Annotated in this window: 15 protein-coding genes; 3 read left to right on the forward strand and 12 right to left on the reverse strand. The window is 56.5% G+C overall.

Annotated elements, in window-relative coordinates; all coding sequences use genetic code 11:
* Window positions 1–15: 15 nt before the first annotated feature.
* Complete coding sequence (locus OYT1_RS05705; RefSeq protein WP_232013233.1) at window positions 16–8,520, forward strand: GH36-type glycosyl hydrolase domain-containing protein; 8,505 nt, start codon at window positions 16–18, stop codon at window positions 8,518–8,520.
* A gap of 1 nt (window position 8,521) precedes the next feature.
* Here the strand turns inward: OYT1_RS05705 and OYT1_RS05710 are convergent, their stop codons facing one another.
* From OYT1_RS05710 to OYT1_RS05765, 12 genes are all read right to left on the reverse strand, one after another.
* Complete coding sequence (locus OYT1_RS05710; protein ID WP_062627521.1) at window positions 8,522–10,417, reverse strand: putative bifunctional diguanylate cyclase/phosphodiesterase; 1,896 nt, start codon at window positions 10,415–10,417, stop codon at window positions 8,522–8,524.
* Between the two features lie 350 nt (window positions 10,418–10,767).
* A complete protein-coding gene (locus OYT1_RS05715) occupies window positions 10,768–11,226 on the reverse strand; it encodes a CopD family protein (protein WP_062627520.1) in 459 nt (152 codons plus the stop codon).
* Between the two features lie 66 nt (window positions 11,227–11,292).
* The gene (gene recX / locus OYT1_RS05720) at window positions 11,293–11,757 is read right to left on the reverse strand and encodes a recombination regulator RecX (protein WP_062627519.1); all 465 of its coding nucleotides are present in this window, start codon (window positions 11,755–11,757) and stop codon (window positions 11,293–11,295) included.
* Window positions 11,738–12,754, reverse strand: a complete 1,017-nt coding sequence (gene recA / locus OYT1_RS05725; RefSeq protein ID WP_062627518.1) for a recombinase RecA — start codon at window positions 12,752–12,754, stop codon at window positions 11,738–11,740. The genes recX and recA overlap by 20 nt, the downstream gene beginning before the upstream one ends.
* Before the next feature lie 81 nt (window positions 12,755–12,835).
* A complete protein-coding gene (gene rnc / locus OYT1_RS05730) occupies window positions 12,836–13,513 on the reverse strand; it encodes a ribonuclease III (RefSeq protein WP_062627517.1) in 678 nt (225 codons plus the stop codon).
* Window positions 13,510–13,872 (reverse strand): DUF4845 domain-containing protein, encoded by a 363-nt coding sequence (locus OYT1_RS05735; RefSeq protein ID WP_084612066.1) that lies wholly within the window; start codon window positions 13,870–13,872, stop codon window positions 13,510–13,512. The genes rnc and OYT1_RS05735 overlap by 4 nt, the downstream gene beginning before the upstream one ends.
* 25 nt (window positions 13,873–13,897) lie before the next feature.
* Window positions 13,898–14,698 carry a signal peptidase I gene (lepB, locus tag OYT1_RS05740; RefSeq protein WP_062627515.1) on the reverse strand — a complete coding sequence of 267 codons (801 nt, stop codon included), beginning with the start codon at window positions 14,696–14,698 and terminating at the stop codon, window positions 13,898–13,900.
* Window positions 14,698–16,491 carry a translation elongation factor 4 gene (gene lepA / locus OYT1_RS05745; RefSeq protein WP_062627514.1) on the reverse strand — a complete coding sequence of 598 codons (1,794 nt, stop codon included), beginning with the start codon at window positions 16,489–16,491 and terminating at the stop codon, window positions 14,698–14,700. Before lepA ends, lepB begins: the two co-directional genes overlap by 1 nt.
* A gap of 102 nt (window positions 16,492–16,593) precedes the next feature.
* Window positions 16,594–17,892: a 3-phosphoshikimate 1-carboxyvinyltransferase gene (gene aroA, locus OYT1_RS05750; protein ID WP_062627513.1), complete on the reverse strand. Its 1,299-nt coding sequence runs from the start codon at window positions 17,890–17,892 to the stop codon at window positions 16,594–16,596.
* Window positions 17,893–18,015: 123 nt separating this feature from the next.
* Window positions 18,016–20,106, reverse strand: coding sequence for an AsmA family protein (locus OYT1_RS05755; RefSeq protein ID WP_062627512.1), 2,091 nt, complete (start codon window positions 20,104–20,106; stop codon window positions 18,016–18,018).
* 9 nt (window positions 20,107–20,115) lie between these two features.
* Complete coding sequence (locus tag OYT1_RS05760; protein ID WP_062627511.1) at window positions 20,116–21,396, reverse strand: sugar MFS transporter; 1,281 nt, start codon at window positions 21,394–21,396, stop codon at window positions 20,116–20,118.
* A gap of 11 nt (window positions 21,397–21,407) precedes the next feature.
* A complete protein-coding gene (locus OYT1_RS05765; protein ID WP_197714112.1) occupies window positions 21,408–23,354 on the reverse strand; it encodes a glycoside hydrolase family 3 protein in 1,947 nt (648 codons plus the stop codon).
* A 330-nt stretch (window positions 23,355–23,684) separates the two neighbouring features.
* Between OYT1_RS05765 and OYT1_RS05770 the strand changes: the two genes are divergently transcribed.
* Together OYT1_RS05770 and OYT1_RS05775 are read left to right on the forward strand one after the other, a co-directional pair.
* Entirely contained in the window at window positions 23,685–24,200 is a 516-nt protein-coding gene (locus tag OYT1_RS05770) for a hypothetical protein (protein ID WP_062627510.1), read from the forward strand.
* Between the two features lie 75 nt (window positions 24,201–24,275).
* The gene (locus tag OYT1_RS05775; RefSeq protein WP_062627509.1) at window positions 24,276–24,899 is read left to right on the forward strand and encodes a hypothetical protein; all 624 of its coding nucleotides are present in this window, start codon (window positions 24,276–24,278) and stop codon (window positions 24,897–24,899) included.
* Window positions 24,900–25,025: the final 126 nt, after the last annotated feature.

The raw sequence follows: 25,025 nt of genomic DNA on the forward strand, positions 1-25,025 counted from the left end.
GTGGCATTGGCGGGAATGCACAAGATCGAACCGAATCCCGGGCCGGACAAGCTGCTGCCTCGCTTGGCGGACAATGCCCGCGTACTGTTGGCCGCTTACGATCTCGTCACCGCAGCAACCACACAGGGAAAGCGCATCGCACCCGCAGAAGCTTGGCTGCTCGACAACTATTACCTCATCGAACAACAGATCGACATGGCGCGGCGACATCTGCCACGCGGCTACAGCCGTCAATTGCCTAGACTGGCCGAGGGTGCAGCCACGGGGTATCCGCGCATCTACGACTTGGCGCTTGAACTGATCTCGCACATGGATGGCCGCATCGATAACGATAACGCCACGCACATCGTCGCCGCTTACCAGACGGTGCAGCCGCTGAAGTTGGGCGAGCTTTGGGCGTTCCCCATCATGTTGCAACTGTCGCTGTTGGAGAATCTGCGCCGCGTCGGGCTGCGCATCGCCCAGCGGCGCGAGGAGTTGGATGCCGCCATCTCATGGGCGGATAGGATGCTCGATACGGCGGAGCGGGAGCCCAAACTACTGATCCAGTTGCTGGCCGAGTTCGCCAATGCCGACATCCCACTGACGGCGCCGTTCGTCGAGGAATTCTATGCACGCCTACAAGCGCATGGTCCGGCGATGCAGTTCGTACAGACATGGGTCGAGCAGAAGCTGCAAGAGCAGGGCGTGACCGCTACGCAGTTGTCGGAGGTGGCTAGCCGCACAGCCGCAGCGAATCAGATATCCATCGCCAACAGTGTCGGCAGTCTGCGATCCATCGGAGCTATCGACTGGAAGAGCTATGTCGAATCGCTTAGTGCGGTCGAGCATATCCTGCGCGAAGACCCGCCCCAGATGTACGCGGCGCAGGACTTTGCTACGCGTGACCGCTACCGGCACGTCATCGAGGACATAGCGCGCAGTAGCACTTGCAATGAAATGACCGTGGCGCGTGAGGCTATCTTGCTGGCGCAAGCTGCCGCACAGCGTTTGAGCACTAGCCATCGCAGCGCCCATGTCGGCTACTATTTGATCGACAACGGCAGAGAGCGACTCGAACGCTCGATCGGCTGCCATCTGAGCTGGCAGGTACGTGCTAATCGCTTTAGTCGAAAATATTGTCTGAGTCTATATTTGGCGCCCATCTTCATTATCACTGCGCTGGCGACAGGTTTTGTGGTCTCGGCCTTTTCCAGTCTGGCGGTGAGTGACTGGCGCTACTGGTTCATGGTGATTGCGGGGCTGATCAGTGCCTCGGCATTGGGGGTGTCGCTGGTGAACTTACTCGCGACGCGCCTATTACCGCCGCGCGTGTTGCCACGCTTGGATTTCTCGCAGGGCATCCCCGACCTTCATCGAACGATGGTCGTTGTGCCGACCTTGCTGAGTAGTGCGCAGGAGATCGACACTTTGCTCGAAGCCTTGGAGATTCGCTATCTAGGCAATCGTGACCCGAATCTGTATTTCGCCTTACTGACCGACTTTCGCGATGCGTCCAGCCGCAGCTTGCCGGACGATGATGCGCTGCTCGCCCATGCCCGCGCGGCGGTAAGCTCACTCAACGAAACCTATCAAAGCGACCGTCCCTGCGTGTTCTATCTGTTCCATCGCCCTCGGGTGTGGAATCCGCACGAACAAGTTTGGATGGGTTACGAGCGCAAGCGTGGCAAGCTGGAGCAGTTCAATGCCAGACTGCGGGGCGAGTCGCATAGTGCGTTCTCGGAGGTGATCGGTGATGTGGCTATCCTGAGTTCGATCAAGTACGTCATCACCTTGGATACCGACACGCAACTGCCGCGCGATGCTGCACAGACGCTGATCGGCAATATCGCCCATCCGCTTAATCGCCCGGTGTACGACGCTGAACTGGGGCGCATCGTCGAAGGCTATGCGATCTTACAGCCGCGCGCTTCGATCAGTCTCACCAGCGCAGGACAAACTTGGTTCGCTAAACTGTTCGCGGGTGAATCCGGTCTCGATCCTTATACGCGTGAGGTCTCCGATGTCTATCAGGACATCTTTGGTGAAGGCTCGTTCATCGGCAAAGGCATCTACGATGTGGATGCATTCCGTCAGGCGGTCGATGGCCGCTTTCCCGAGAATCTGATCCTGAGTCACGACTTGCTGGAGAGCGCTTATGCGCGCTCGGCGTTGGTGACGTATGTCGATTTGATCGAAGAGCATCCGACCAGCTATGCCATCGAAACCAGCCGAAGGCATCGCTGGATACGCGGCGACTGGCAGATCGCTGGCTGGCTGTTCCCGCGCGTACCGGGGCCGCCGAGCACAGCAGGGGAGAAGGCCAAGTGGCAGTCCAATTCCCTCACCGCCTTGTCGATTTGGAAGATTTTTGACAATCTGCGCCGCAGCTTAGTACCGCCGTCATTACTGGCTTTGCTGGTGGGAGGTTGGTTATTCGGACAGGGGCACGCTTGGCTGTGGACGCTGATGGTCCTCGGAGTGGTGCTGTTGCATACATTTTTGGGCACGCTGATCGCGTTGATGCGTAAGGCATCTGAGCGCGATTGGCAAGAGCATCTGCTGTTGACGCTTAGCTCAACTGGCCGTCCCATCATGGTCGCCGTCTTGACCTTAGTGCTGTTGCCTTACGATGCGTTGATCTGCCTTGATGCGATCTTTCGTTCGGGGGTACGGATGCTGTTCACCCGACGTGGCTTGTTGCTGTGGCACATGGGGGCGTATGCCAAACGCAACGCTCTTCGGACGCTGGCCCAATTCTATGTCGAGATGTGGTTCGCACCGGCGCTGGCCTTGGGGGTGCTGTTCGTCCTCGAACGTACGCACCCAGCGGAATTGGTCTATTGCGTTCCGGTCGCTTTGCTCTGGTTGGTATCGCCCGCTGTGGGCTGGTGGATTAGCCGACCTCTGATCGAGTCCGAGCCGGAGTTGAGTGCGACACAAAGGCTATTCCTACAAGCAGCCGCACGCCGAACTTGGCGTTACTTCTCCAAATTCGTCGGCCCGCTAGACAACTGGCTACCGCCGGATAATTTTCAGGAATATCCTGCGCCGGCTATCGCAACGCGTACTTCGCCGACCAATATCGGCATGGCGCTGCTGGCGAATCTGGCCGCTTATGACCTAGGGTATATCTCCTCCGGCGAGTTGTTGCGCCTGACCGACAATACCTTGAGCACTCTGGAGAAATTAGAGCGTTACCACGGCCATTTCTATAACTGGTATGACACGCGTAGCTTGCAGCCGCTGTATCCGCAATACGTCTCGTCGGTCGATAGTGGCAACCTAGCGGGCAGCTTGCTCACTTTGCAGGCTGGGTTGGTGGAATTGAAAGATAGCACGATATGTCCATCCAAATCATTCAATGGCTTATCTGACACATTGCAGGTATTTACCGAGCATCTTCCCTTGGCACTCTCGCCAGAGTTGGCGCAGAAACTCGCCTTCTTACAGGACACCTTGAGTGCGATTAGACTATCCCATGGGCTGACTTTGGCCGTTGTCGAGCGCAAGTTGAGTGAGCTGCACTTGACCGGCGGTCGCCTAGTGGCCTGCTTACCCGCAGACATCGACTTAGATGGCGAGTTGTTCTATTGGGCACAAGCGTTCGACCAACAAGCGCTGGCTTTGCTGGATGACTTGAGGCTGTTGGCTCCTGAGCCGGGATCCTTCCACCATATTCCCACTCTGCATGAGTTGGCTGCTTTGAGTGTAGCGGGGCGAGAGCCCATAAATTCCCATGCGGTCAGTCGCCTCGCCATGATCGATGAACAGGTGGCGCGCTGTGTTCAGTTAGCTACGATGGATTTTAGTTTTCTCTACGATACGACACGTAGTTTGCTGAGCATCGGCTATGACGTGAGTGAGCGCCGCCGTGATCCGTCTTGCTATGACTTGCTGGCCTCGGAAGCGCGTCTGGCTAGTTTTCTGCTCATCGCACAGGGGCAAGTGCCGCAGAAACACTGGTTCATCTTGGGACGCTTGCTGACTAGTTATGCCGGCAAGGTGAGCTTGATCTCGTGGAGTGGATCGATGTTCGAGTACCTGATGCCGCGTTTGATGATGCCGGGTTACGACAACACCCTGTTAGAGCAGACCTGCAAGACAGTGGTGGCGCGGCAGATCGAATATGGCCGTCAGCGCGGTGTACCTTGGGGCATCTCGGAATCTTGCTACAACGCGACTGACATGCATCAGGTCTATCAGTACCGTGCGTTTGGCGTACCGGGTTTGGGTTTCAAGCGCGGGCTGGGCGATGATCTGGTGATCGCGCCGTATGCCAGCGCCTTGGCCTTGACGGTAATGCCTAGAGAGGCGTGCCGCAATCTACAACGTTTGGCCGAGACGGGTTTGCTGGGGGCGTACGGCTTCTACGAGGCCGTGGATTACACGCCTGCGCGCTTGCCGCGCGGCAAAAGTCACGCCATTGTGCGATCGTTCATGGCGCACCATCAGGGCATGAGCCTGCTGGCCTTTGAGTACGCACTGCTCGACCGACCGATGCAACGCCGCTTTATGTCGGCACCTTTGGTGCAGGCTACGGAATTGTTGTTACAAGAGCGCGTACCCAAGAGTGGCAGCACCTTGCATCCACACGCGGCAGAAGCCACCGCTGCAGCGCGTCCTCCCGCTGAAGATGAGGGTGGCATCATGCGCGTGTTCACCGATCCCAACACTCCGATCCCTGAGGTGCATCTGCTTTCCAATGGCCGTTATCACGTGATGGCGACTCATGCGGGCGGCGGTTATAGTCGCTGGCACGATCTTGCGGTGACCCGATGGCGCGAGGATGCCACGATGGATGATTGGGGAACGTTCATCTACTTGCGCGACTGCGCCACTGGACGATATTGGTCGAGTGCGTATCAGCCAACCTTACGCCGTGCCGATCACTACGAGGCGATCTTCGTTCAGGCACGAGCCGAATACCGGCGGCGCGACCAAGCGATCGAAGCGCATACCGAGATCACCGTTTCGCCCGAAGATGATGTCGAGATCCGTCGTGTCACGCTAACTAATCTGTCATCGCGTCCGCGCCAGATCGAGGTGACCAGCTATGCCGAAGTGGTGTTGGCAGCACTGAATGCCGATCTTTCCCATCGCTCGTTCAGCAATCTGTTCGTGCAGACCGAGATACTGCCGACGCGGCAAGCCATCGTGTGCACACGGCGACCGCGTACGCCGGGCGAGCATGCACCGTGGATGTTCCATTTGCTAGCCGCACCCGGTGCGGTTGCTGAAGACCCTTCATACGAAACCGATCGCGCCCGGTTTATCGGACGTGGGCACTCCGTCGCCAATCCACAGGTGCTGGAAAAAAGTCACTGCCCTTCGCCCTTGTCGAACACGCAAGGTTCGGTGCTTGATCCCTGCGTGGCGATCCGTCGCACCTTGCATCTTGCCCCTGACCAGTCGGCGACCCTGCAGATCATCTCGGGCATGGCTCACACCCGCGAAGCGGCTTTGGCCTTGATCGAGCAATACGCAGATCGGCATTTCGTTGAGCGTGCATTCGAGATGTCATGGTTCCAGAGCCAAGGTATTCTGCGTCACATCAACGCGAACGAAGCGGATGCACAGTTGTATGGCCGTCTGGCCACGTCGGTCATCTTTGGCAATCCCTTGCGTCGCGCGGCCCCCAGCATCATTGCCCGCAACCAATTGGGGCAATCCGGTCTGTGGCGCTTTTCCGTGTCTGGCGATCTACCCATCGTGTTGATGCGCATCGGCAACATCAATCGCATCGAGTTGGTGAAGCAGGCGCTGCAAGCTCACGCCTATTGGCGGATGAAAGGACTAGTGGCCGATCTATTGATCATCAACGAGGATTTCTCGGGCTATCGCGCCGTGTTACATGATCAGATCATGGGGCTGATCAACGCAGGGCCTGAGGCCAAGGTGATGGATAAGCCGGGTGGGGTTTTTGTGCTCCGCTCAGAGGAGCTTTCCGAGGATGAGCGCGTGTTGTTGCAAACCGTGGCTCGTATCGTGTTTAACGACACCACCGATACCCTGATCGAGCAGGTGGAGCGGCGCATTTCCGCAGAACGCGTGTCCGACCGTTTAGAGCCAGAGCACATCGCAATCGAGGAAGCCGTTCATCCTTTGCCATCACGTGATCGCCTGTTCTGCAACGGACTCGGCGGCTTTTCGCCGGATGGACGTGAATACGTCATCACGCTTGAGCCTGGACAAACCACGCCCGCACCTTGGGCTAACGTCATCGCCAGTCCCTTTATCGGCACCGTCGTCAGCGAATGCGGCAGCGCCTACACATGGGTGGAGAATGCTCACGAATTTCGTCTTACGCCTTGGCTCAACGATCCGGTGTGCGATAGCAGTGGGGAAGCGCTGTACATCCGTGACGAGGAAACGGGAGTCTTTTGGTCGCCCACTCCCTTGCCGGCGTGGGGGCGCTCCGCTTACGTGTGTCGGCATGGTTTCGGCTACAGCGTGTTCGAGCATGAAGAATCGGGCATTGCCTCTGAGCTGGTGACGTTCGTCGCACTGGATGCGCCGGTGAAATTTGCCTTGGTGACGCTACGCAACCGGTCGAGCCGTAAACGTCGCTTATCGCTCACCGGCTATTGGGAACTGGTGATGGGTGAGTGGCGACATGCCAATCTGATGCACATCGTGACCGAAACCGACCCGCTCAGCGGTGCGCTGTTCGCACGTAATGCCTATGGTCGTGAATGCGCCAAACGCGTGGTATTCGCGCAGGTCAGCGACGATCATTTCAGCGATACCGGGCGCTCAGTGACGGGTAATCGCACGGAGTTCATCGGTCGCAATGGCAACTTGGCTAACCCAGCGGCGATGCGCCGCAAACGCCTGTCGGGTCGGACGGGGGCGGGCTTTGATCCCTGTGCGGCGGTACAGACACAGATCGACTTGGCTGTCGGCCAGGAGTTGGAGATCGTGTTCGTCTTCGGTGCAGCACGCAACACTGCCGAAGCTGTGCAACTCACGCAACGCTTTGCCGGGCCGGGTGGCGCACGGCAGGCGCTGGAAGCCGTGCAGGATTACTGGACGCATACGTTGGGAGCAGTGCAGGTCGAGACCCCCGACTCCGCGCTGGATGTGTTGGTCAACGGTTGGCTGGTGTATCAAACCCTGTCTTGCCGCGTGTGGGGACGTAGCGGCTATTACCAGTCAGGCGGGGCGTACGGATTCCGCGATCAGTTGCAGGACACAATGGCGTTGGTGCATACGACACCTGCGCTTGCCAGAGCGCAACTGATCCGCTGCGCCGAGCATCAATTCCTGCAAGGTGACGTGCAACATTGGTGGCATCCGCCCAAAGGGCAGGGCGTGCGCACGCATTTTTCCGATGACTATCTGTGGTTGCCGTATGCGACGTGCCGTTATGTGCTGACGACCGGCGATCGCAGCGTGCTCGACGAGTCCGTGCACTTTCTGGTTGGGCGTGAGCTAAATCCAGAGGAGGAAGCGTATTACGACCAACCTCAGCGTTCAGCAGAGGCCGCGACCCTTTATGAACACTGCGTCCGAGCGATCAAGCACGGACTCAAGTTCGGTGCGCATCAACTGCCGCTCATGGGCTGCGGCGACTGGAACGATGGGATGAATCTGGTCGGTCGGCAAGGGCAGGGCGAGAGCGTTTGGCTAGCTTGGTTCCTGTACGAGAATCTGCAACTGTTCGCGGGTCTAGCGCGGCAACATGACGATGCAAGCTTCGCCGAGCTGTGTACGGTACAGGCTGAAGCGTTGCGCAGCAGCATCGAAGCCGAAGCGTGGGATGGCGCGTGGTATCGGCGTGCCTATTTCGATGACGGTACACCCTTGGGTTCAGCCAGCAATGAAGAGTGCCAGATCGACTCGATCAGTCAAAGTTGGGCCGTCATCTCCGGCGGCGGAGATCATGCACGGGCACGTCAGGCGATGGCGGCGGTGGATCAGCGATTGGTTAGGCGCGATGCGCAGTTGATCCAGTTGCTCGCGCCACCCTTCGATAAATCCACACTGGAGCCCGGCTACATCAAGGGCTACGTACCCGGTGTGCGTGAGAATGGCGGGCAATATACGCATGCGGGTATTTGGGCGGCGATGGGCTACGCCATGCTGGGTGACCACGAACACGCTTGGGAGCTGTACTCGATGCTCAATCCTATCCACCACAGCAGCCTGCCGGACGATATTGCGCGCTACAAAGTCGAGCCTTACGTGATGTGCGCAGACATCTATGGTGCGGCTCCGCACACGGGGCGAGGCGGCTGGACGTGGTACACCGGAGCGGCTGGCTGGATGTACCGTCTGAGCTTGGAAACCTTGCTGGGTGTGCATCTGCAAGGGCAGAGTCTGCGCATCTCCCCGTGTGTTCCGGCGCACTGGCAGACTTACACGATTCATTATCGCTATCGTGCAACGCGTTATCACATCACCCTCAATCGTCAGAGTGAACCGCCTTTGGCGGCGCCCGTAAGCACGCTTGAGGGCTGGTCAAGAGAGTTAAGTGGGGAAGTGCTGATTCCACTCATCGATGATGGCGAGTCGCATCAGGTCGTTGTGAGCTGGTAGGTCAGCTTGGTAAGGGGCTTTCGGGCTTGCTTTGGGCTGCCGTCTGAAGCGAGCTTTCGAACTCGCTCAATGCCATCGGTTCGCCGAATAGGAAACCTTGAAAAGCTTGGCAGCCGAATTGTTGCAGACACGTCAGTTGTTCTTCGGTCTCAACACCTTCGGCGATCACATGGAGCCCCAGCACTTGCCCCATGGTGATGATGGTACGCACGATGGCAGAGTCGTTGGCGTCACTGGTGATGCCTGCGATGAATGAGCGATCGATCTTCAGTTGGCTGAGTGGCAATAGCTTTAGATAGGATAACGAGGAATATCCGGTGCCGAAATCGTCCATCGAAAAACGGATGCCCAGCGCTTTGAGCGTCATCATTTTGGAAATGGTATCCGCCACATTGTGGATCACTAGACTTTCGGTCAGCTCCAGTTTGAGGCGGGTTGGATCGATGCCGGTCTCGACTAATATCTTCTGCACATCATCCACAAACTCTGGCTGACGGAACTGGCGCGTGCTGACGTTGACCGCTAGCCAGAGTTCACGGGTGAGTGCCGAGACAGACCAAGCCTTGAGCTGCAAGCAGGCGGCGTTGAGTGCCCAGTGACCGATGGGTAGGATCAAGCTGGTTTCTTCGGCCAAGGGAATGAAGTCGCGTGGCGATACCCAACCACGCTCTGGATGCAGCCAGCGTAGCAAGGCTTCTGCTCCGACCACACGTCGTTCACCGTCGATCTGCGACTGGAAATACAAATGGAACTGATCACGCTGGATCGCCCAGTGCAAGGCTTCCTCCATCTCGCTCCTGTCGTCCAGCGTCGTCTGCATCGCCGGATCGAAGAAGCGCAGCGCATTTCGCCCTGCGTCCTTGGCTTTGTACATCGCCATATCCGCCTGTTTGAGTAAGATATCGATGGACTCGCATTGGTCGTGGAACATCGTAATGCCGATGCTGCACGTGCAATAGAACTCGCGCCCACTGAGATCATAGGGCCAAGTGATTGAATCGCGTATCTTCTCGCTCACTTGGCGGGTCTGCATGGCGGCTTCCGCCGCAGTGTTGCTCAACCCTTCCAGCACCACCACAAATTCGTCCCCCCCCAGTCGGGCCACCGTGTCGCCTTCGCGCACATTGGCTTCGATGCGCTTAGCGGCATCAACCAGTAACTGGTCGCCGACGTCGTGTCCGCGCGTGTCGTTCAGATTCTTGAAGTTATCCATATCGAGGAAGAGCAGCGCCCCGAAGTGCCCAGTGCGCTGGCAGCCGACCAGTGCCTGCCCTAGCCGGTCATACAGCAGACGTCGATTGGGCAGATTGGTGAGCGGATCATAGTAGGCGAGGCGACTGCGCTCGGCCTCCGCTTCTTTGCGCTCGGTAATGTCGGTGAGTGCGACGCGCACCGAAGAGACTCCGTCGGCTTGAAAGTGGCGACAGTCGAGCTGAGCGTGGAAGCGCGTGGCATCGTTGCGTTGCAGCAGCAGATCGAAGCTTTGCTGCTGATCGTCTTGCAATGTCTTGATGAAGTGCCGATGCCAACGATCTCGGTCTTCCGGCGCCACCACATATGAGAATCTGCGTGCCAGTAGTTTCTTGCGTACCACGCCTAGCATCAAGGCACCAGTGAGATTCACCGCTTCAATCATGCCGTTGCGCGTGAGCGTAAAGTAGCCGAGGGGAGCAAACTCATACAAATCGACATAGCGGTCGCGCGACTCTTCCATAACCACTTGTGCTTGCTGTAAAGCTTCGTTTTGCATCTCCAATTCGATCTGGTGGACGTGCAGCTCGTGCAACAAAGCATCGGTGGAGGTAGGAGATAGTTCTGGCACTGCCGCAAGCGCCAGCTGTGATTCGGCAGCTGCGCGTAATTCTTTGGCAGCCTGTTCGTTAGATATTTTACTCACACTCCCTCCAAATCCTCGTAATAGACTTCCGAGGTAGCTTGCAGCTTATGGGCGCGTATTCGTTTTGTATGTGCTGTAGCGTACAGTTTGACAAGGTCTGGCTTATGGGTGCCTTCTGTACAGCGCTTGGCTTGGAGGTTCGCTGAGCAGTGCTTACCGAATCGGCAAGTTTCGATGATCTAAACCCAGATTTTCGTGCAAAAGCATTCCCCAAACCGTTCCCTGTTTGGGAGTTATAAAATACGCATAATGTATATTATGTCAAATATGTTTATGTATTGTTTCTGCAGCTATGGGTTGCGGCTAATGACTTCAACCCAACCCTCTTCAATTCTTAGGTTGATATTGATTTAGAGGTAACCGGCGCGTCCTAAGCCCACCACGCACAGTGTGACGATACCGAGTATCAGGTTGATTGCTATCCACTGGCGAATACTTCCGAGAACCCTGCCGGCTTCAGGCCATTGTTGGGTAGCGACCAACGTTCTGAGTTTTCGGTAGCCTGCGAAATATACCCACACAAATATGGCGATCATCAGTGTGCCAAGTAACAGCATGATATGAATGAAGGTCGGGACGTTTACTAAACCACCGTAGCTGGCAATCATCGCTATACCGCTTGCCACCAGTACGACGATCGCACCCCAAACCGCATGTAGGAAGCGCCGAAACACGGCACTCCACAATTGTAAACGCTCTGGGGGAGCCAGAATTTCAACAGCGGCGGGACGCAGGGCTGTGTACGCAAAGAACATACCGCCGACCCACAGGACGGCAGAAAGTAGATGAAGTAGTTTAAGAATGGCCATCAGGATTTTTCCGGTGCGCAACGCTGATCATATACGCCATATAAATTAAAATATAACGGCAACTAATTAATTCATATCAGATTGATCTGATAGCTTTAGTATCCCAAAAATCACATCCAAGCTAAATCCACGTGATTGTAAGAAGCGGATTTGACGAGCATTCTCTTTGGGAGAATGAGCAATCTCTCCAAACTTTTTGCGCCAGACCTCGCGTGCCGTTTCCATCTCATTCGCTCTCAGTTCGGGGATTGCCTCGGCAATAAGCGTGTCAGCGATACCTTTTTGCCGTAGCTCTTGCACGATGCGCTTCGTGCCGAAGCGGGAGCGTTTGATACGCACCGTTTGTTCTGCCGCTCGCTGATCTGATAGCCAACCTTGCTCGGCCAGTTGGTCGAGCAAGGTTGGCACATCATCCTCAGGCTCAGCATAGCGAGCTAATTTGGCGTATAGCTCGACTCGGCTATGTTCACGACGCGCCAGATACTGCATGGCGCGTACATGCAAGCTGGTTTTAGTCTTCTTCGCCACCATTCAATGCCGCCACGCCAACAATGGCACGTACCTTGTTCTCAATCTCATGAGCGATCTCAGGATGAGAGCGTAAGTATTCGCGGGCATTATCTTTTCCTTGGCCGATTTTCTCGCCTTGATAGGCGTACCAGGCACCAGACTTATCTACCAGTTTGTGCATCACGCCAAGCTCGATGATCTCGCCTTCGCGTGAAATACCTTCACCGTAGAGGATGTCGAAATTAGCTTCGCGGAACGGTGGCGCAACCTTGTTTTTAACGACTTTGACGCGGGTCTCATTACCAATGACTTCATCGCCCTTTTTGATCGCGCCGGTGCGACGAATGTCGAGACGCACCGAAGCGTAGAACTTGAGCGCATTACCACCTGTGGTGGTTTCAGGGTTGCCGAACATCACGCCGATCTTCATACGGATCTGGTTGATGAAGATGACCAAGGTATTCGAGCGCTTGATATTGGCGGTCAGTTTGCGTAGCGCTTGCGACATCAAACGCGCATGTAAGCCCATCTGCGCATCACCCATCTCACCTTCGATCTCGGCCTTAGGTGTCAGCGCGGCAACGGAGTCGATCACGACCACGTCCACCGATGCGGAGCGCACCAGCATGTCGGCGATTTCCAACGCCTGCTCGCCATTGTCCGGTTGCGAGATCAGCAGGTCTTCAACCTTGACGCCTAGCTTTTGCGCGTATTGCGGATCGAGCGCGTGTTCGGCGTCGATGAAAGCGGCTGTGCCGCCCAGCTTCTGCATCTCAGCAATGACTTGCAGCGTCAGTGTGGTCTTGCCGGAAGACTCTGGGCCGTAGATTTCCACCACGCGACCACGTGGCAAACCACCTACGCCCAAGGCGATGTCCAGTCCCAGCGAACCCGTGGAAACCACTTGGATGTCGCGTGCCACGTCGCTCTCACCTAAACGCATGATCGAGCCCTTGCCGAACTGCTTTTCGATTTGCGCCAACGCGGCGGCTAGTGCTTTGCTTTTATTCTCGTCCATGGTGATCCGTCCCTTCAAATGATGCTCGATTATGTCATAACAGCTCCGTGCAACCAATTGCACGGAGCATTGGAATGTGGCTTAGTTAGATTTTTTAGTGATTTGCAAAAAGGCAGTTTCGGCTGCCTGCTGCTCTGCATTGCGACGACTACTACCCTCACCTTGCGTGCTTAGTTTCAACGCATCGATGCGGCACTCCACCTTGAACAGCTGAGCATGGGCTTCGCCCTCGATGGCGCTCACGGTATAGGTGGGCAGCGGTAATTTACGAGACTGCAAATGCTCTTGCAACAAGGTCTTGGAATCTTTTCCCAAGGTTTGGATGTCGGTCTTGGCGATGAACGGCACATATAACCCCAGTACGACTTTCTTAGCGGCCTCGAACCCGCCATCCAGAAATACCGCTCCGAATACGGCCTCAAGAGCATCTGCCAAAATCGATGGACGACGGAAACCAGCACTCTTACGCTCGCCCTCCCCTAATCGCAACAAATCACCCAAATATTGTTGCTGCGCCAAAACGAATAGCGTTTGCTGGTTGACAAGGTTAGAGCGAAGTCGCGAAAGATCACCTTCAGGAAGATGCTGGAACGAGTCAAAAAGGTGCGAGGCGATGACGCAGTTCAGCACGCTATCGCCCAGAAACTCTAAGCGCTCGTTATGCTCCGCACTGTAACTGCGGTGAGTCAGGGCACGATTGAGCAACCCAGCTTGAGTAAAGTGATAACCCAGTCTGTGGCAAAGTGCTTCCCGACTCATCGTTGTGCCGAATGTGGATTGAAGTTTAGGACCATACTGATATTACCTGCGACGGGGATGCTGACGGAGTACTCCGCACTTAAGCTGATGACACCACTGCTACGGCTAACCTGAACATCATCGGGCTGGATCGCGTTGATCTCTGCAACTGAAGCACGCCTAGCAAAAGCGATTCGAATGTCATTCTCACTGGCACTCTGCAACTCGGCATCCTCCGCCATAGCTTGTAGTACATGAGTGATCTCGGCGTTCTGCATGTAAGCTTTGATGACGCGCAGACCACCTAACGCTAGGGCAACCACGATCACAGTCGCCACTAGACACCCTAGACACGAGACTCCACGTTCTTTTGCTTTCATAGCTCCTCCCTCTGGAAGAACATCCCTAATGGATGGAAAGGCCGATGCGCTTCAACTCACCAAAATTCATCCAAACCAAGAATGCCTTGCCTACGATTTGGCGATCCGGCACGAAACCCCAGTAGCGACTGTCGCGGCTATTGTCACGATTGTCGCCCAGCATGAAATATTGCCCGGACGGGACTGTACAACGAAAACCCTCGTCGTTGTAGATACACTGATCCCGCCCAGAGAAATCAGCAATCGCATCAAAATGCAGCGGCGGCATCTCAGGGTTAACGAGCATCGAATGCGCATGCTCGTTCAGATTCTCGGTGTAGCGTTCAGTGTGAACGAAGTTCAATCCGCTTTCGACATAGTTGTAATCACCTTCCAGTTTACGAACCTGCTCCACCCCATTGATGAATAAGATCTTATTGCGATACTCGACGGTATCCCCCGGCACGCCGACCACACGCTTGATGTAATCCACAGAAGGGTTCTCAGGGTAATGGAACACCATTACGTCGCCGCGCTGCGGGTCGTTGATCTGCACGATCTTCTGGCTGACGATGGGCAGGCGGATGCCGTAGGTGAATTTGTTCACTAGGATGAAATCGCCCACCTGCAAGGTCGGGATCATCGAACCGGAAGGGATCTTGAACGGCTCGACCAAAAAGGAGCGCAGGAAGAACACCGCCAGAATCACCGGGAAAAAGCTCTTGGAGTATTCCACCCACCAAGGCTCCTTGCCGCCCTCGCGACCGGACTTCAGCACGTATTTGTCCAGTAGCCACACCGCGCCGGTCAATACCAGCAGCGAAAACATGATCAAAGCGAAATCCATTATTTATCCTCAACTTGCAAGATGGCGAGGAACGCCTCCTGCGGAATCTCTACACTGCCCACTTGCTTCATGCGCTTCTTACCCGCCTTCTGCTTCTCCAGCAGTTTTTTCTTGCGTGAGATGTCGCCGCCGTAGCACTTAGCCAGCACGTTTTTGCGCAAGGCCTTGACGTTCTCACGTGCGATGATGTTCGCGCCGATGGCCGCTTGGATCGCCACGTCGTACATCTGACGTGGGATCAATTCGCGCATCTTAGCCGCCACTTCGCGACCGCGATAAATACTATTGGCGCGGTGTACGATGATGGACAGTGCATCGACCTTTTCACTGTTGATCAGCATGTCCACCTTCACCACGTCGGACGAGCGATATTCCTTGAACTCATAGTCCATCGACGCATAGCCGCGCGATACCGACTTCAGCCGATCAAAGAAATCCAGCACGATCTCGCCCATCGGCATCTCGTATTTCAGCAGCACCTGCTTGCCGTGATAATTCATATCGATCTGCACACCGCGCTTCTGCGTACACAGCGTGATCACCGCGCCCACGTATTCCTGCGGCATGTACAGATTCACATTGACGATGGGCTCGCGGATGTCTTCGACCTTGGACAGGTCAGGCATTTTTGACGGGTTATCCACCATAAGCAGCGTGCCATCGCGCATCGCCACTTCGTACACCACCGTCGGCGCAGTGGTGATCAGGTCTTGATCAAACTCACGTTCTAATCGCTCCTGCACGATCTCCATGTGCAGCAAGCCCAAGAAGCCGCAGCGGAAGCCGAAGCCCAGTGCCTGTGACACTTCCGGCTCGTACTGCAAGGCAGCATCATTCAGCTTGAGTTTTTCCAGCGAATCGCGCAGCGCTTCGTACTGATTGGATTCGACTGGGAACAAACCGGCGAACACCTGCGACTGCACTTCCTTGAAGCCCGGCAAGGCCGCAGCGGCTGGCTTGGCCTGATGGGTGATGGTGTCGCCCACGCGCGCCGCTTTCAATTCCTTGATGCCGGCGATGATGAAACCCACCTGCCCTGCGCTCAGGGTTTCGCGATTCACCGACTTTGGCGTGAATACGCCGATGTGCTCGGTCAAGTGCTGCGCGCCAGTCGCCATGAACAGGATCTTTTCCTTGGGCTTGAGCGTACCGTTGACGATACGCACCAGCATCACCACGCCGACGTAGTTGTCGAACCAAGAGTCGATGATCAGCGCTTGCAACGGCGCGGTCGGGTCGCCCTTGGGCGGCGGCACTTTGACGATCAACGATTCCAGTACGTCCTGTACGCCCAGCCCTGTTTTGGCCGAACAATGCACGGCGTCATGTGCCTCGATGCCGATCACTTCCTCGATCTCTTCGATGGCGTTCTCGGGATTTGCTGACGGCAGGTCGATCTTGTTCAGCACCGGAACCACTTCCACGCCCAAGTCGAGCGCGGTGTAGCAGTTAGCCACGGTCTGAGCTTCCACGCCTTGCGAAGCATCGACCACCAGCAGCGCGCCTTCACAAGCGGATAGAGAACGCGACACCTCGTAGGAGAAGTCCACGTGCCCCGGTGTATCGATCAGATTCAGGTTGTAGATCTGGCCGTCGCGCGCCTTGTAACTCAGCGCTGCCGTCTGTGCTTTGATGGTGATGCCGCGCTCGCGCTCCAAGTCCATGGAGTCGAGCACCTGAGCTTCCATCTCACGGTCGGACAGGCCGCCGCACAGATGGATGATACGGTCGGCAAGTGTCGATTTGCCGTGGTCGATGTGAGCGATGATGGAGAAATTTCGGATGTTCTGCATAGCGGAAAGCCGCGCCGTTTAAGGTATCGAATGGGCGCGGATTATACCTTGATGGCGCTGAAAAGTCGGGGCTATCGCCCCGCGAAGTCAAGAGCCTGTGGCTTACGCCACAGGCTGAGTGATCGAAGAAAAAGCGCTGAAATACTCAGGGAAGGTCTTGGCGACACAACCAGGGTCGTTGATGCGCACCGTCCCGCCGAATGCTGCCAGCGAGAAACACATCGCCATGCGGTGATCGTCGTAGGTGTCGATGGCTGCATGTTTCAGATGCGCAGGAGGCGTGATGCGGATGTAATCCGCGCCCTCCTCCACCGTCGCGCCCAATTTGCGCAGCTCGGCCGCCATCGCTGCGATGCGGTCGGTCTCCTTGACGCGCCAGCTGGCAATGTTACGCAGCGTGGTCGTGCCATCTGCGAACAGCGCCGCCACCGCCAGTGTCATCGCCGCGTCGGGAATGTGGTTGCAATCGAGGTCGATGGCGGTGAGTCGCCCCGATACCGGAGCACTTGCCTCCATCCAGTTTGGGCCATGGCTGATTAAAGCCCCCATCTTTTCAAGAGCATCCTTGAATTCGACATCACCCTGCACACTCGTATTGCCCACACCCTCGACCCGCACCGGGCCACCACCAATAGCTCCAGCAGCCAGAAAATATGAAGCAGACGAGGCATCGCCTTCTACATAAATCACACCCGGCGATACATAGGCACTGTTGCGCATGATCGTAAAACTACGCCAATCATTGCGATGCACTGCCACACCGAAACGCACCATCATCCGCAATGTGATCTCAATGTAGGGCTTGGAAATTAGCTCCCCCTCTACCTCAACCAACACCCCACTTCTCAGTATCGGAGCGGCCATCAACAAACCCGTCAAGAATTGGCTTGAGACATTTCCCCTTACGCGTACGCGTCCACCTGCCACCGTGGCCGGTTTGATGCGCAGCGGCGGGAAACCTTTATTTCCCAGATATTCGATGTCCGCACCCAACTGCCGCAGTGCATCGACCAGATCGCCGATGGGCCGCTCGTGCATGCGCGGTACGCCTGACAGCTCATAGCTTCCACCCGACAGCGCCAGCGCTGCCGTGAGCGGACGAAACGCCGTGCCTGCGTTGCCGAGGAACAGCTTAGCCTCCTTTACCGGGAAGTTACCGCCGCAGCCGTGAACTCGGTAGGCGTTATTGCCCAAGGAGTCGATTCTTACGCCCAACGTCGCCAAGCCTTCCAGCATGCGATCCGTATCGTCAGACTTCAGTAGATCACGCACTTCGGTCACGCCTTCCGCTAGCGCGGCCAGTAGTAACACACGATTGGAAATGCTCTTGGAGCCTGGCAGGCGCACGGTGCCGTGCGCGGAAGCCAATGGAGGAAGATCGAGGAAGTTGTCGGATGTCATCGAAGGTGGACCTTGCAACGGGCTAGGCTAAAAAATCAAGGGCGCAATCATACCGTAGAGGCGCGTATGGCGCAGCGCAGACCATCGTTTACTCGTCAGAAGTCGAACACATCGATAGCTTGCTCAGCGGAACAGGCCTTTGAGTTTGTCCTGAAGTTTTGTCTTCAACTCTTGTTTCTTGACCTCGACCTTTTGCTTGGTCGATTCTGAGATCGCCGCCCCGAAATCCAGCGAATACTTGAGGCTGGTGAACGCCCCTTGAACTCGTATCGGCACGGTCAGGCCGGACAGGTTATCTTGCCCGCCCTGTCCTTGCAGCGTTTTGACCAGTGTTGCTTTGGCGAGGTAGTTCATGCTGTCGTTGCCCACGTCGATGTCACCATTGCCGGAGAGGCGCAACAAGGGTGATTTCATCGAAAGATCATCGTTGTGCGCCACGCCTTGAGCGATCTTGAAACTACCTTTGAGTTCGCTGAAGTCGGTCTTTTCGGACGGGTTGCCAGTTTGAGTCTGAGTCTTTCCGACCAAGCTTCCTGCATCGCGCAGCTTCTGGGCGACGTTGATCCCCTTGATCGCACCATCCGTCAGATTAAGCGTAGCGCTACCGTTGAGCCCCTTCTTCAGCGCACTGACGGTAGCGCCGTGAGTCGTCACGTTGATGCCGACGTTGCCGTGCCCCTCCACGGTATCGAAACCGGCGGCATCCTTAGTCAGCGCAGCGACGTTGATGCCGGTCAGCATTTGATTCACGGTAAAGCTCGGCGTGGCGGGCGCAGCGTTCACCGCCAAGCTGCCGCTGACGCTACCTTCATACAGCTTGGCGGAAAACGGTGCGATGTTGAGCAAACCCTTGTGAGCCTTGACGGTGAGATTGATGTCGCGGCTCTTCACCTTGGCGACAGTCAGCGCGCCGATGTGCAGCTTGCCATCCAGACTAAGTTTTCGTAGTGCGGTCAGATCGAAGGGCTTTTCGGGTGTGGTGGCTTTGGGTTTGTCGCTAGGCGGAAAATACAGATCGGCATCGAACTGATCCACATCGACATCGAAACGGATGAATGGATCAGCGAAATCGCTCACGGCCACCTTCGCCTTGACCTGACTTTGTAGCAAGGCACCCGCCAACGCCACCTCAAAGTTCTGCTTGTTGGTATCGAAAGCGAAACTACCGCGCATCTCGCTGCTGACATGCTTGCCGGGCAAGGTTTCGCCGGTGGCATCGAACGCCAGTGTCAGGGCCTTGCTGCCAAACGCCTGAGCGGTGCCGGAGATACTGGGCAAGGTCAGCGTGGCGGCAACGGTATTCGTACCATTCAGCTTGGCGCTGAGCTTCAATTGATCACCGATGAACTTATCGCCTGTCGCTGCGACTTTAGGTGCATCAAGCTGAGCCTCGAATTGATTGCTGCCCTGCTTCCCGCTCACCGAGACCTTCAACTTTTCGGTATTGAACGACTTGGTCGATAGGTCTGCACCGGCATCGCCGCTGGCTTGCAGGCTCAATTCGGTGATGTCGAGCGCGCTGCCACTGGCGCTTAGATTCAGCCCTTCCAGTTGGTAGAGCTTCTTGGCCAGATCGAAGGTCAACGCAGTCTTGCCCTGTAACTTCACATCCAGCTTGGGCTGATTGGCTTGCAAGTGCAGCGACAGTTTTACTGGCGACTTCACGCCGTTGGCGATGCGTCCCGTGGTCAGGTCTAGATCACGCACGGCGTATTCCGCCCCGCTACCTTCATCGCGGTAGATCAGCTCGGTCTTAGCGATGCTCACGCCAGCGATGTCGAATTTAAGTGTGCTCTCGGATGCGGGAGCTTCGCTCTTGTTCAGCAGGTCGTCGATATTGCTCGTGCCGTCTTTGTGCTTGATGAGCGTGGCCTTGAGACCGGAAACGCTGACCGCATCCACCACGGCCTCGCCATGCAGCAGCGGCCAGAAAGCCAGCGCCGCGTGAACGTCCTCGACTGCCGCGAAGGTCTGCGGGTTCTTAAACTCGGACAGCGACACTTTGCCCAGACTCGCGCCCAGCTTGGGGAAGAAGGTCAGCTTGATGTCGCCGTCTAGCTTGAGCGTGCGCTGTTTGCTGTCCTGCACCGCCTTGATGATCTCGGCTTTATAAGCGTTGGGGTCGAAGGTCGCCGCCAGATAACCTGCCGCGCCACCCGCCACCAGCATCGTTCCACCCAAACCGATCAGGGTGTATTTGACGATCTTGTTCATAGATATCCCTCAGTGGCTTGCATGCGACTCATGCAGGCCAGAAAACTTCACACCATAGTATAAGATGAATACGTAACACATTGCTGGAACGGAGAAGGATAGATGCAATCCGATGCTGTCCGCCAAATAGCCTTGCAGGAATGGCACTAGCGCACCGCCGACGATGGCCATGCACAACACGCCGGAAGCGTGTCCGGTCAGTTTGCCAAGTCGGTGCAGCGCCATGCTGAAGATGGTCGGGAACATGATGGAGTTGAACAAGCCGACCGCCAAGATCGCCCACATGGCCAGTGCGCCCTGGCTGAAGATGGCGGTGAGTATCAGCGCGATGGCGCAAGCCGCGTTGAAGGCCAGCGTCTTGCCGGGGCTGACCTTGCGCATTACAGCGAAGCCGATGAAGCGACCGACCATCGCGCCGCCCCAATAGAAACTCACGTAGCCAGCTGCCGTCGCGGGTGCCAAACTGGCGACATCGCTCTCCCCAAGAAAATTCACCAGAAAGCTACCGATGCTGACCTCGCCGCCCACATAGACGAAGATGCCGACTGCGCCCAGCAGCAGGTGAGGATGTGACATCAAGGTCTTGCTGCCATCTGCCAGAACCGTACCCAGGTCATCGTCATCGTGGGTGATCTTGGGCAAACGGGCGAAAGCGAACAGGATGGCCAGCAGCAGCAACGCACCCGCCAGCGCTAGATACGGCCCTTGCACCGTCGCCGCTTCTTTCGCCCGGTAAGCCAATTGCTCGGCAGCGGGTAGCGCGCCGATCTGCTCCGGGCTGAGCAACACGCCGCCCAGAATCAACGTGCCGCCGAAGAACGGCCCGACGGTCGTACCCAGTGAGTTGAAAGCTTGGGTCAGCGTCAAGCGGCTAGACGCTGTCTTAGCTGCACCCAGCACGACGACATAGGGATTCGCAGCCACTTGCAACATGGTGATACCCGAAGCCAATACGAAGAACGCGAACAGGAACAAGGCATAGCCGCTCTGCGCTGCCGGATAGAACAAGGCGCAGCCCGCCGCCGCGATGGTCAGCCCGATGACTGCACCGTGCTGATAGCCGGTGCGTTTGATGAGCGCCCCGACCGGTAGAGACACCACGAAATACGCACCGAAGAAGCAGAACTGCACCAGCATGGCCTGCACATAACTGAGCGTATAGATCGCTTTCAGGTGCGGGATGAGCACGTCGTTAAGCGAGGTCAGCAGCCCCCACATGAAGAACAGAATGGTGACGATGACCAGCGAACGGGTGTTGTTCGCAGCTTCGATATGGGTGGGTCTGGACATGGCTTTCCTCGTTACTTGCAGGCTGACGAATTCTCTTCGAGCTTGCCGACCGTGGCGCTGCTGCCGTATTTCAGCCCGTAACCCAGCGCAAACAAGGGCGCGTAATCGGCATCACCCGCATTGATGCGCGCCTGACACGGCGACTTCGGCCACGAGAATGACAGCGTTCCGCTGAACGGGTGATCGACCTTGCCGTCCGCCTTGCGGAACAGCACATCGGCCACGCCCTTCCCTTCCGACCCCGGCAACCAGGCCGCCACGAAGCTGTCGGACAGGTTCAGCAAATCATTGGCATACACCGGACGACCGGACAGCAGCACGGTGACCACCGGTTTGCCCTTGCCGGACACGGCTTGCAATACGGCCAAGTCTTCGGGATAACGGCTACTGTGCTGCATCGTGCCATTCGGCGCGATGTCGCCCATGAATTCAGCGTAAGGCTTTTCGCCGATCACCGCGATCACCGCGTCGTAGCGGGAAATATCCACGCCCTTGGCATCCACGCTATACGTCACGTGAGCCTTGTCCACGGCCTCCACGATGCCCGACAAGATCGTGTCCGCGTAAGGGAAGTCGCTATTGGTGTTTTCGGTGCCTTGCCAAGTCAGCGTCCAACCGCCGGTCTGATTCGACACGTTATCTGCGCTCTTGCCGACCACGAGTATCTTCTGGTTGCGCGCCAGCGGTAGCACGCCGCCGTCATTCTTGAGCAACACCAAAGACTGGCGCACCGCCTGCCGTGCCAACGCCTTATCCTGCATTACCTCCGCCTTGCCCGCGTAGGGATTCTGCGAGGGTTTGCGCTCGAACATCCCCGCCCGCAGTTTGACGCGGATGATGCGTGACACGGCATCGTCGATGCGCGCCATGGGAATCTCGCCGCTCTGAACCTGCTTGATGGTGTTGGCGATGAACGCCTTCCAGTCTTCCGGCACCATCACCAAGTCGATACCCGCATTGATCGCCTGCGGGCAACTGCTGTTGCTGCATCCCGGCACTTGGGCGTGGCCGTTCCAGTCGGAAACGACGAAGCCGTCAAAGCCCAGCTTGCCCTTGAGCACGTCGGTCAGCATCATCTTGTTGCCGTGCATCTTGCCGTGGTTGATGCCCGCGCTCGTATCGTTCCAACTATTGAACGAGGCCATCACGGTCTGCACCCCAGCCTCCAAAGCGCTGTAATAACCTTGTCCGTGGATGTTCATCATCTCGGTCAGACTGGCGCGTGTCTCGCCCTGGTCCTTGCCTTGGAACGTGCCGCCGTCACCCATGAAATGCTTGGCAGTGGCGATGACATTGCCGTCCTGCTTGAGGTCGCCCTGAAAACCGCTGACATAGGCGCTGGCATAGGTTTTCACCAGCGCGCCATCTTCAGAGAAACTCTCGTAAGTGCGCCCCCAGCGGTCGTCCCGCACCACCGCCAGCGTGGGCGCGAACACCCAGTTGATGCCGATGGCGCGCACCGCTCTCGCCGTCGCTACGCCGATCTGCCCGACCAACTGGGCATCGTGCGCCGCGCCCAGCCCGATGTTGTGCGGATACAGCGTCGCGCCATACACGGCGCTGTTGCCATGAATCGCATCGATGCCCCAGATGACGGGCACTTTCACCGCACTGTCGGTGGACATCGATGCATCGTAATAGCGGTCGGCCAGCGCTACCCACTCGGCAGGTGTCGCGTGCTTATTCTTGCCCGGCCAGCTACTGCCGCCGTTGAGCACCGAGCCGATGTAATACTGGCTCACCTGCTCCGGCGTGATGAACTGGATCTCGGGCTGAGTCATCTGCCCGACCTTCTGCGCCAGCGTCATCCCCGCCACGATCTGCGCGACCCGCGCCTCGATCTGCGCATCTCGGCCGATGGCGCTCGTGATACTCGGCCATTCCGTCAACTGCGCCGCATTCGCTCCTGTCATCATCAGCATCGCTCCCACCAGACCACACTGCACGGATTTGCTCATGGCACACCCTTCCCGAGTAAGCATGGTCGCGAGTATAGGCGCTGGCCGCGAAACGCATCAAGCTCAAATCGCCTAAGCAGCAACGTTCGAGTTGGAATCCCAGACGAGCAAACTGAATACAAGAACTAGCGCTCAGAAAAGGCCCAGGCGAGAGAAACATCCTGAGCATTCATCCTCGCATTTTTAGACTGCCTATATCTAATGGTCTATATCAAAAGTTATAGTAATGGGCTGGTTATATGAGGTAATTCAACTTTACGTTGACAGGTTCCCCCGATTTCGGCGACATTGGTACCAGTTAATTTTGTCGTCTAAATTAGGTTAGAGTACATGACTACCCTTGCCCAGCAACAGGAGAGAGCGGACCGACTAGTCGTGGTTACTCAAAATATCGGCTTTGCATTGTGGCAGCTTCAGGAGTTGGAGGGTGTCGCCGCTGGGTATTTCGTTCTGCTCGTTCAAGCCCAAAAGGATATAGGCCTCGCTGCCGGAAACGCCCTTGTCGAGAAGGCACAAGCCAAGACCTTCGGAGCAACACTCCACAAAATTGCGAAGGCAGGCCTCATCTCTCCTGAAATGGAAGGCCGCTTCGAGAAAATCCTCGCCGAAAGAAACTGGCTGGTTCATCGCTCCCGCGCTGAGAGTCGCAACGCGATACATAATGCCAAAGCAATGTCGGTGCTTGTCGTTCGGCTCGAAGCCATGGCAAATGAAGCCCTTGCCTTGCTCAAGCACATCGATGGAGAAACCACCTCCTTCGTGCAGCAGCATGGAGTATCAACAGACTACGTTGCGCAAGTCTCAAAACAACTATTGGAGCAATGGCATGCCGCAGATGTGCTCTAACCCTGCGTTCGAGGCGACCTGCGAGAAATGCCGCGCAGGCACCCCAACTCCACGTTATACCGATGGAATCGCTCCATGAATAGATTTGCAATCACTTATCATCTTGATGGCTCTGGCTGGGCCAAAGCGCAAGTTCAACTCGGCGGCTCAAATCTTGAGTGCGACATCAGTTACTTCCCAAACGACGCTCTGGACGACTTATCTGGCGCGCTAATCGAGCTGATTATGGCTGTTGGCGAGGATTGCGTCGAAGTAAACATGGACATGGGCACCGAAACAATACGGCCCGACAATCGCCGAAGCGTTGTTTGGCCCGGTGAACCGTGGGCGTATGTCTGGGATCTTGAGTTCGAGCCACCTGACACGCTCAATGTCGTAGTGACATTTCACGAAACATATCCCGACACTGACGAATGTGCGAATCACCATTCGCTTAAAGGCTCCTGCTCATTTCATCAGTTCGCCACCGCGATCGTCGCTGCTCTGGAATCTTTGCTGGTCTCGGAGGGTCTCGTGAGTTACCGAACCAAATGGATGAGCCATGAATTCCCGATGTCACGTTTACTTCTCTTGAAACGGTTTGTTGCCGAATGCTCTGGGCAAGCTATCTCGCAAGAACTAAAACAAAAGTTGGTGGCAAGCAACTGGGAGCTAGATCGTGAAAATCTCTCCACAATTGGGGTATATAAATCGGCATAACCACCGCATCCACCGATCCGGAGTTTGGGTATTGGGGCATCACACGGCGGTGGCCCGGTGATGCGAAACGTTAGGCCGTACCGAACAACCAACCGAGTTATTCGTTAGCCTCGATACACTTCGCTG

Source organism: Ferriphaselus amnicola (assembly GCF_000974685.2).
Lineage (GTDB): Bacteria > Pseudomonadota > Gammaproteobacteria > Burkholderiales > Gallionellaceae > Ferriphaselus > Ferriphaselus amnicola.

What these genes read in the sequence shown, in the direction of transcription:
- OYT1_RS05755 (WP_062627512.1), bottom strand. Translation starts at nt 20,106, where the DNA reads ATGAACAAGATCGTCAAATACACCCTGATCGGTTTGGGTGGAACGATG.
- OYT1_RS05760 (WP_062627511.1), bottom strand. Translation starts at nt 21,396, where the DNA reads ATGTCCAGACCCACCCATATCGAAGCTGCGAACAACACCCGTTCGCTG.
- rnc (WP_062627517.1), bottom strand. Translation starts at nt 13,513, where the DNA reads ATGAGTCGGGAAGCACTTTGCCACAGACTGGGTTATCACTTTACTCAA.
- aroA (WP_062627513.1), bottom strand. Translation starts at nt 17,892, where the DNA reads ATGACATCCGACAACTTCCTCGATCTTCCTCCATTGGCTTCCGCGCAC.
- lepB (WP_062627515.1), bottom strand. Translation starts at nt 14,698, where the DNA reads ATGGATTTCGCTTTGATCATGTTTTCGCTGCTGGTATTGACCGGCGCG.
- OYT1_RS05765 (WP_197714112.1), bottom strand. Translation starts at nt 23,354, where the DNA reads ATGAGCAAATCCGTGCAGTGTGGTCTGGTGGGAGCGATGCTGATGATG.
- recX (WP_062627519.1), bottom strand. Translation starts at nt 11,757, where the DNA reads ATGGTGGCGAAGAAGACTAAAACCAGCTTGCATGTACGCGCCATGCAG.
- recA (WP_062627518.1), bottom strand. Translation starts at nt 12,754, where the DNA reads ATGGACGAGAATAAAAGCAAAGCACTAGCCGCCGCGTTGGCGCAAATC.
- OYT1_RS05715 (WP_062627520.1), bottom strand. Translation starts at nt 11,226, where the DNA reads ATGGCCATTCTTAAACTACTTCATCTACTTTCTGCCGTCCTGTGGGTC.
- OYT1_RS05735 (WP_084612066.1), bottom strand. Translation starts at nt 13,872, where the DNA reads ATGAAAGCAAAAGAACGTGGAGTCTCGTGTCTAGGGTGTCTAGTGGCG.
- OYT1_RS05705 (WP_232013233.1), top strand. Translation starts at nt 16, where the DNA reads ATGCACAAGATCGAACCGAATCCCGGGCCGGACAAGCTGCTGCCTCGC.
- OYT1_RS05775 (WP_062627509.1), top strand. Translation starts at nt 24,276, where the DNA reads ATGAATAGATTTGCAATCACTTATCATCTTGATGGCTCTGGCTGGGCC.
- lepA (WP_062627514.1), bottom strand. Translation starts at nt 16,491, where the DNA reads ATGCAGAACATCCGAAATTTCTCCATCATCGCTCACATCGACCACGGC.
- OYT1_RS05770 (WP_062627510.1), top strand. Translation starts at nt 23,685, where the DNA reads ATGACTACCCTTGCCCAGCAACAGGAGAGAGCGGACCGACTAGTCGTG.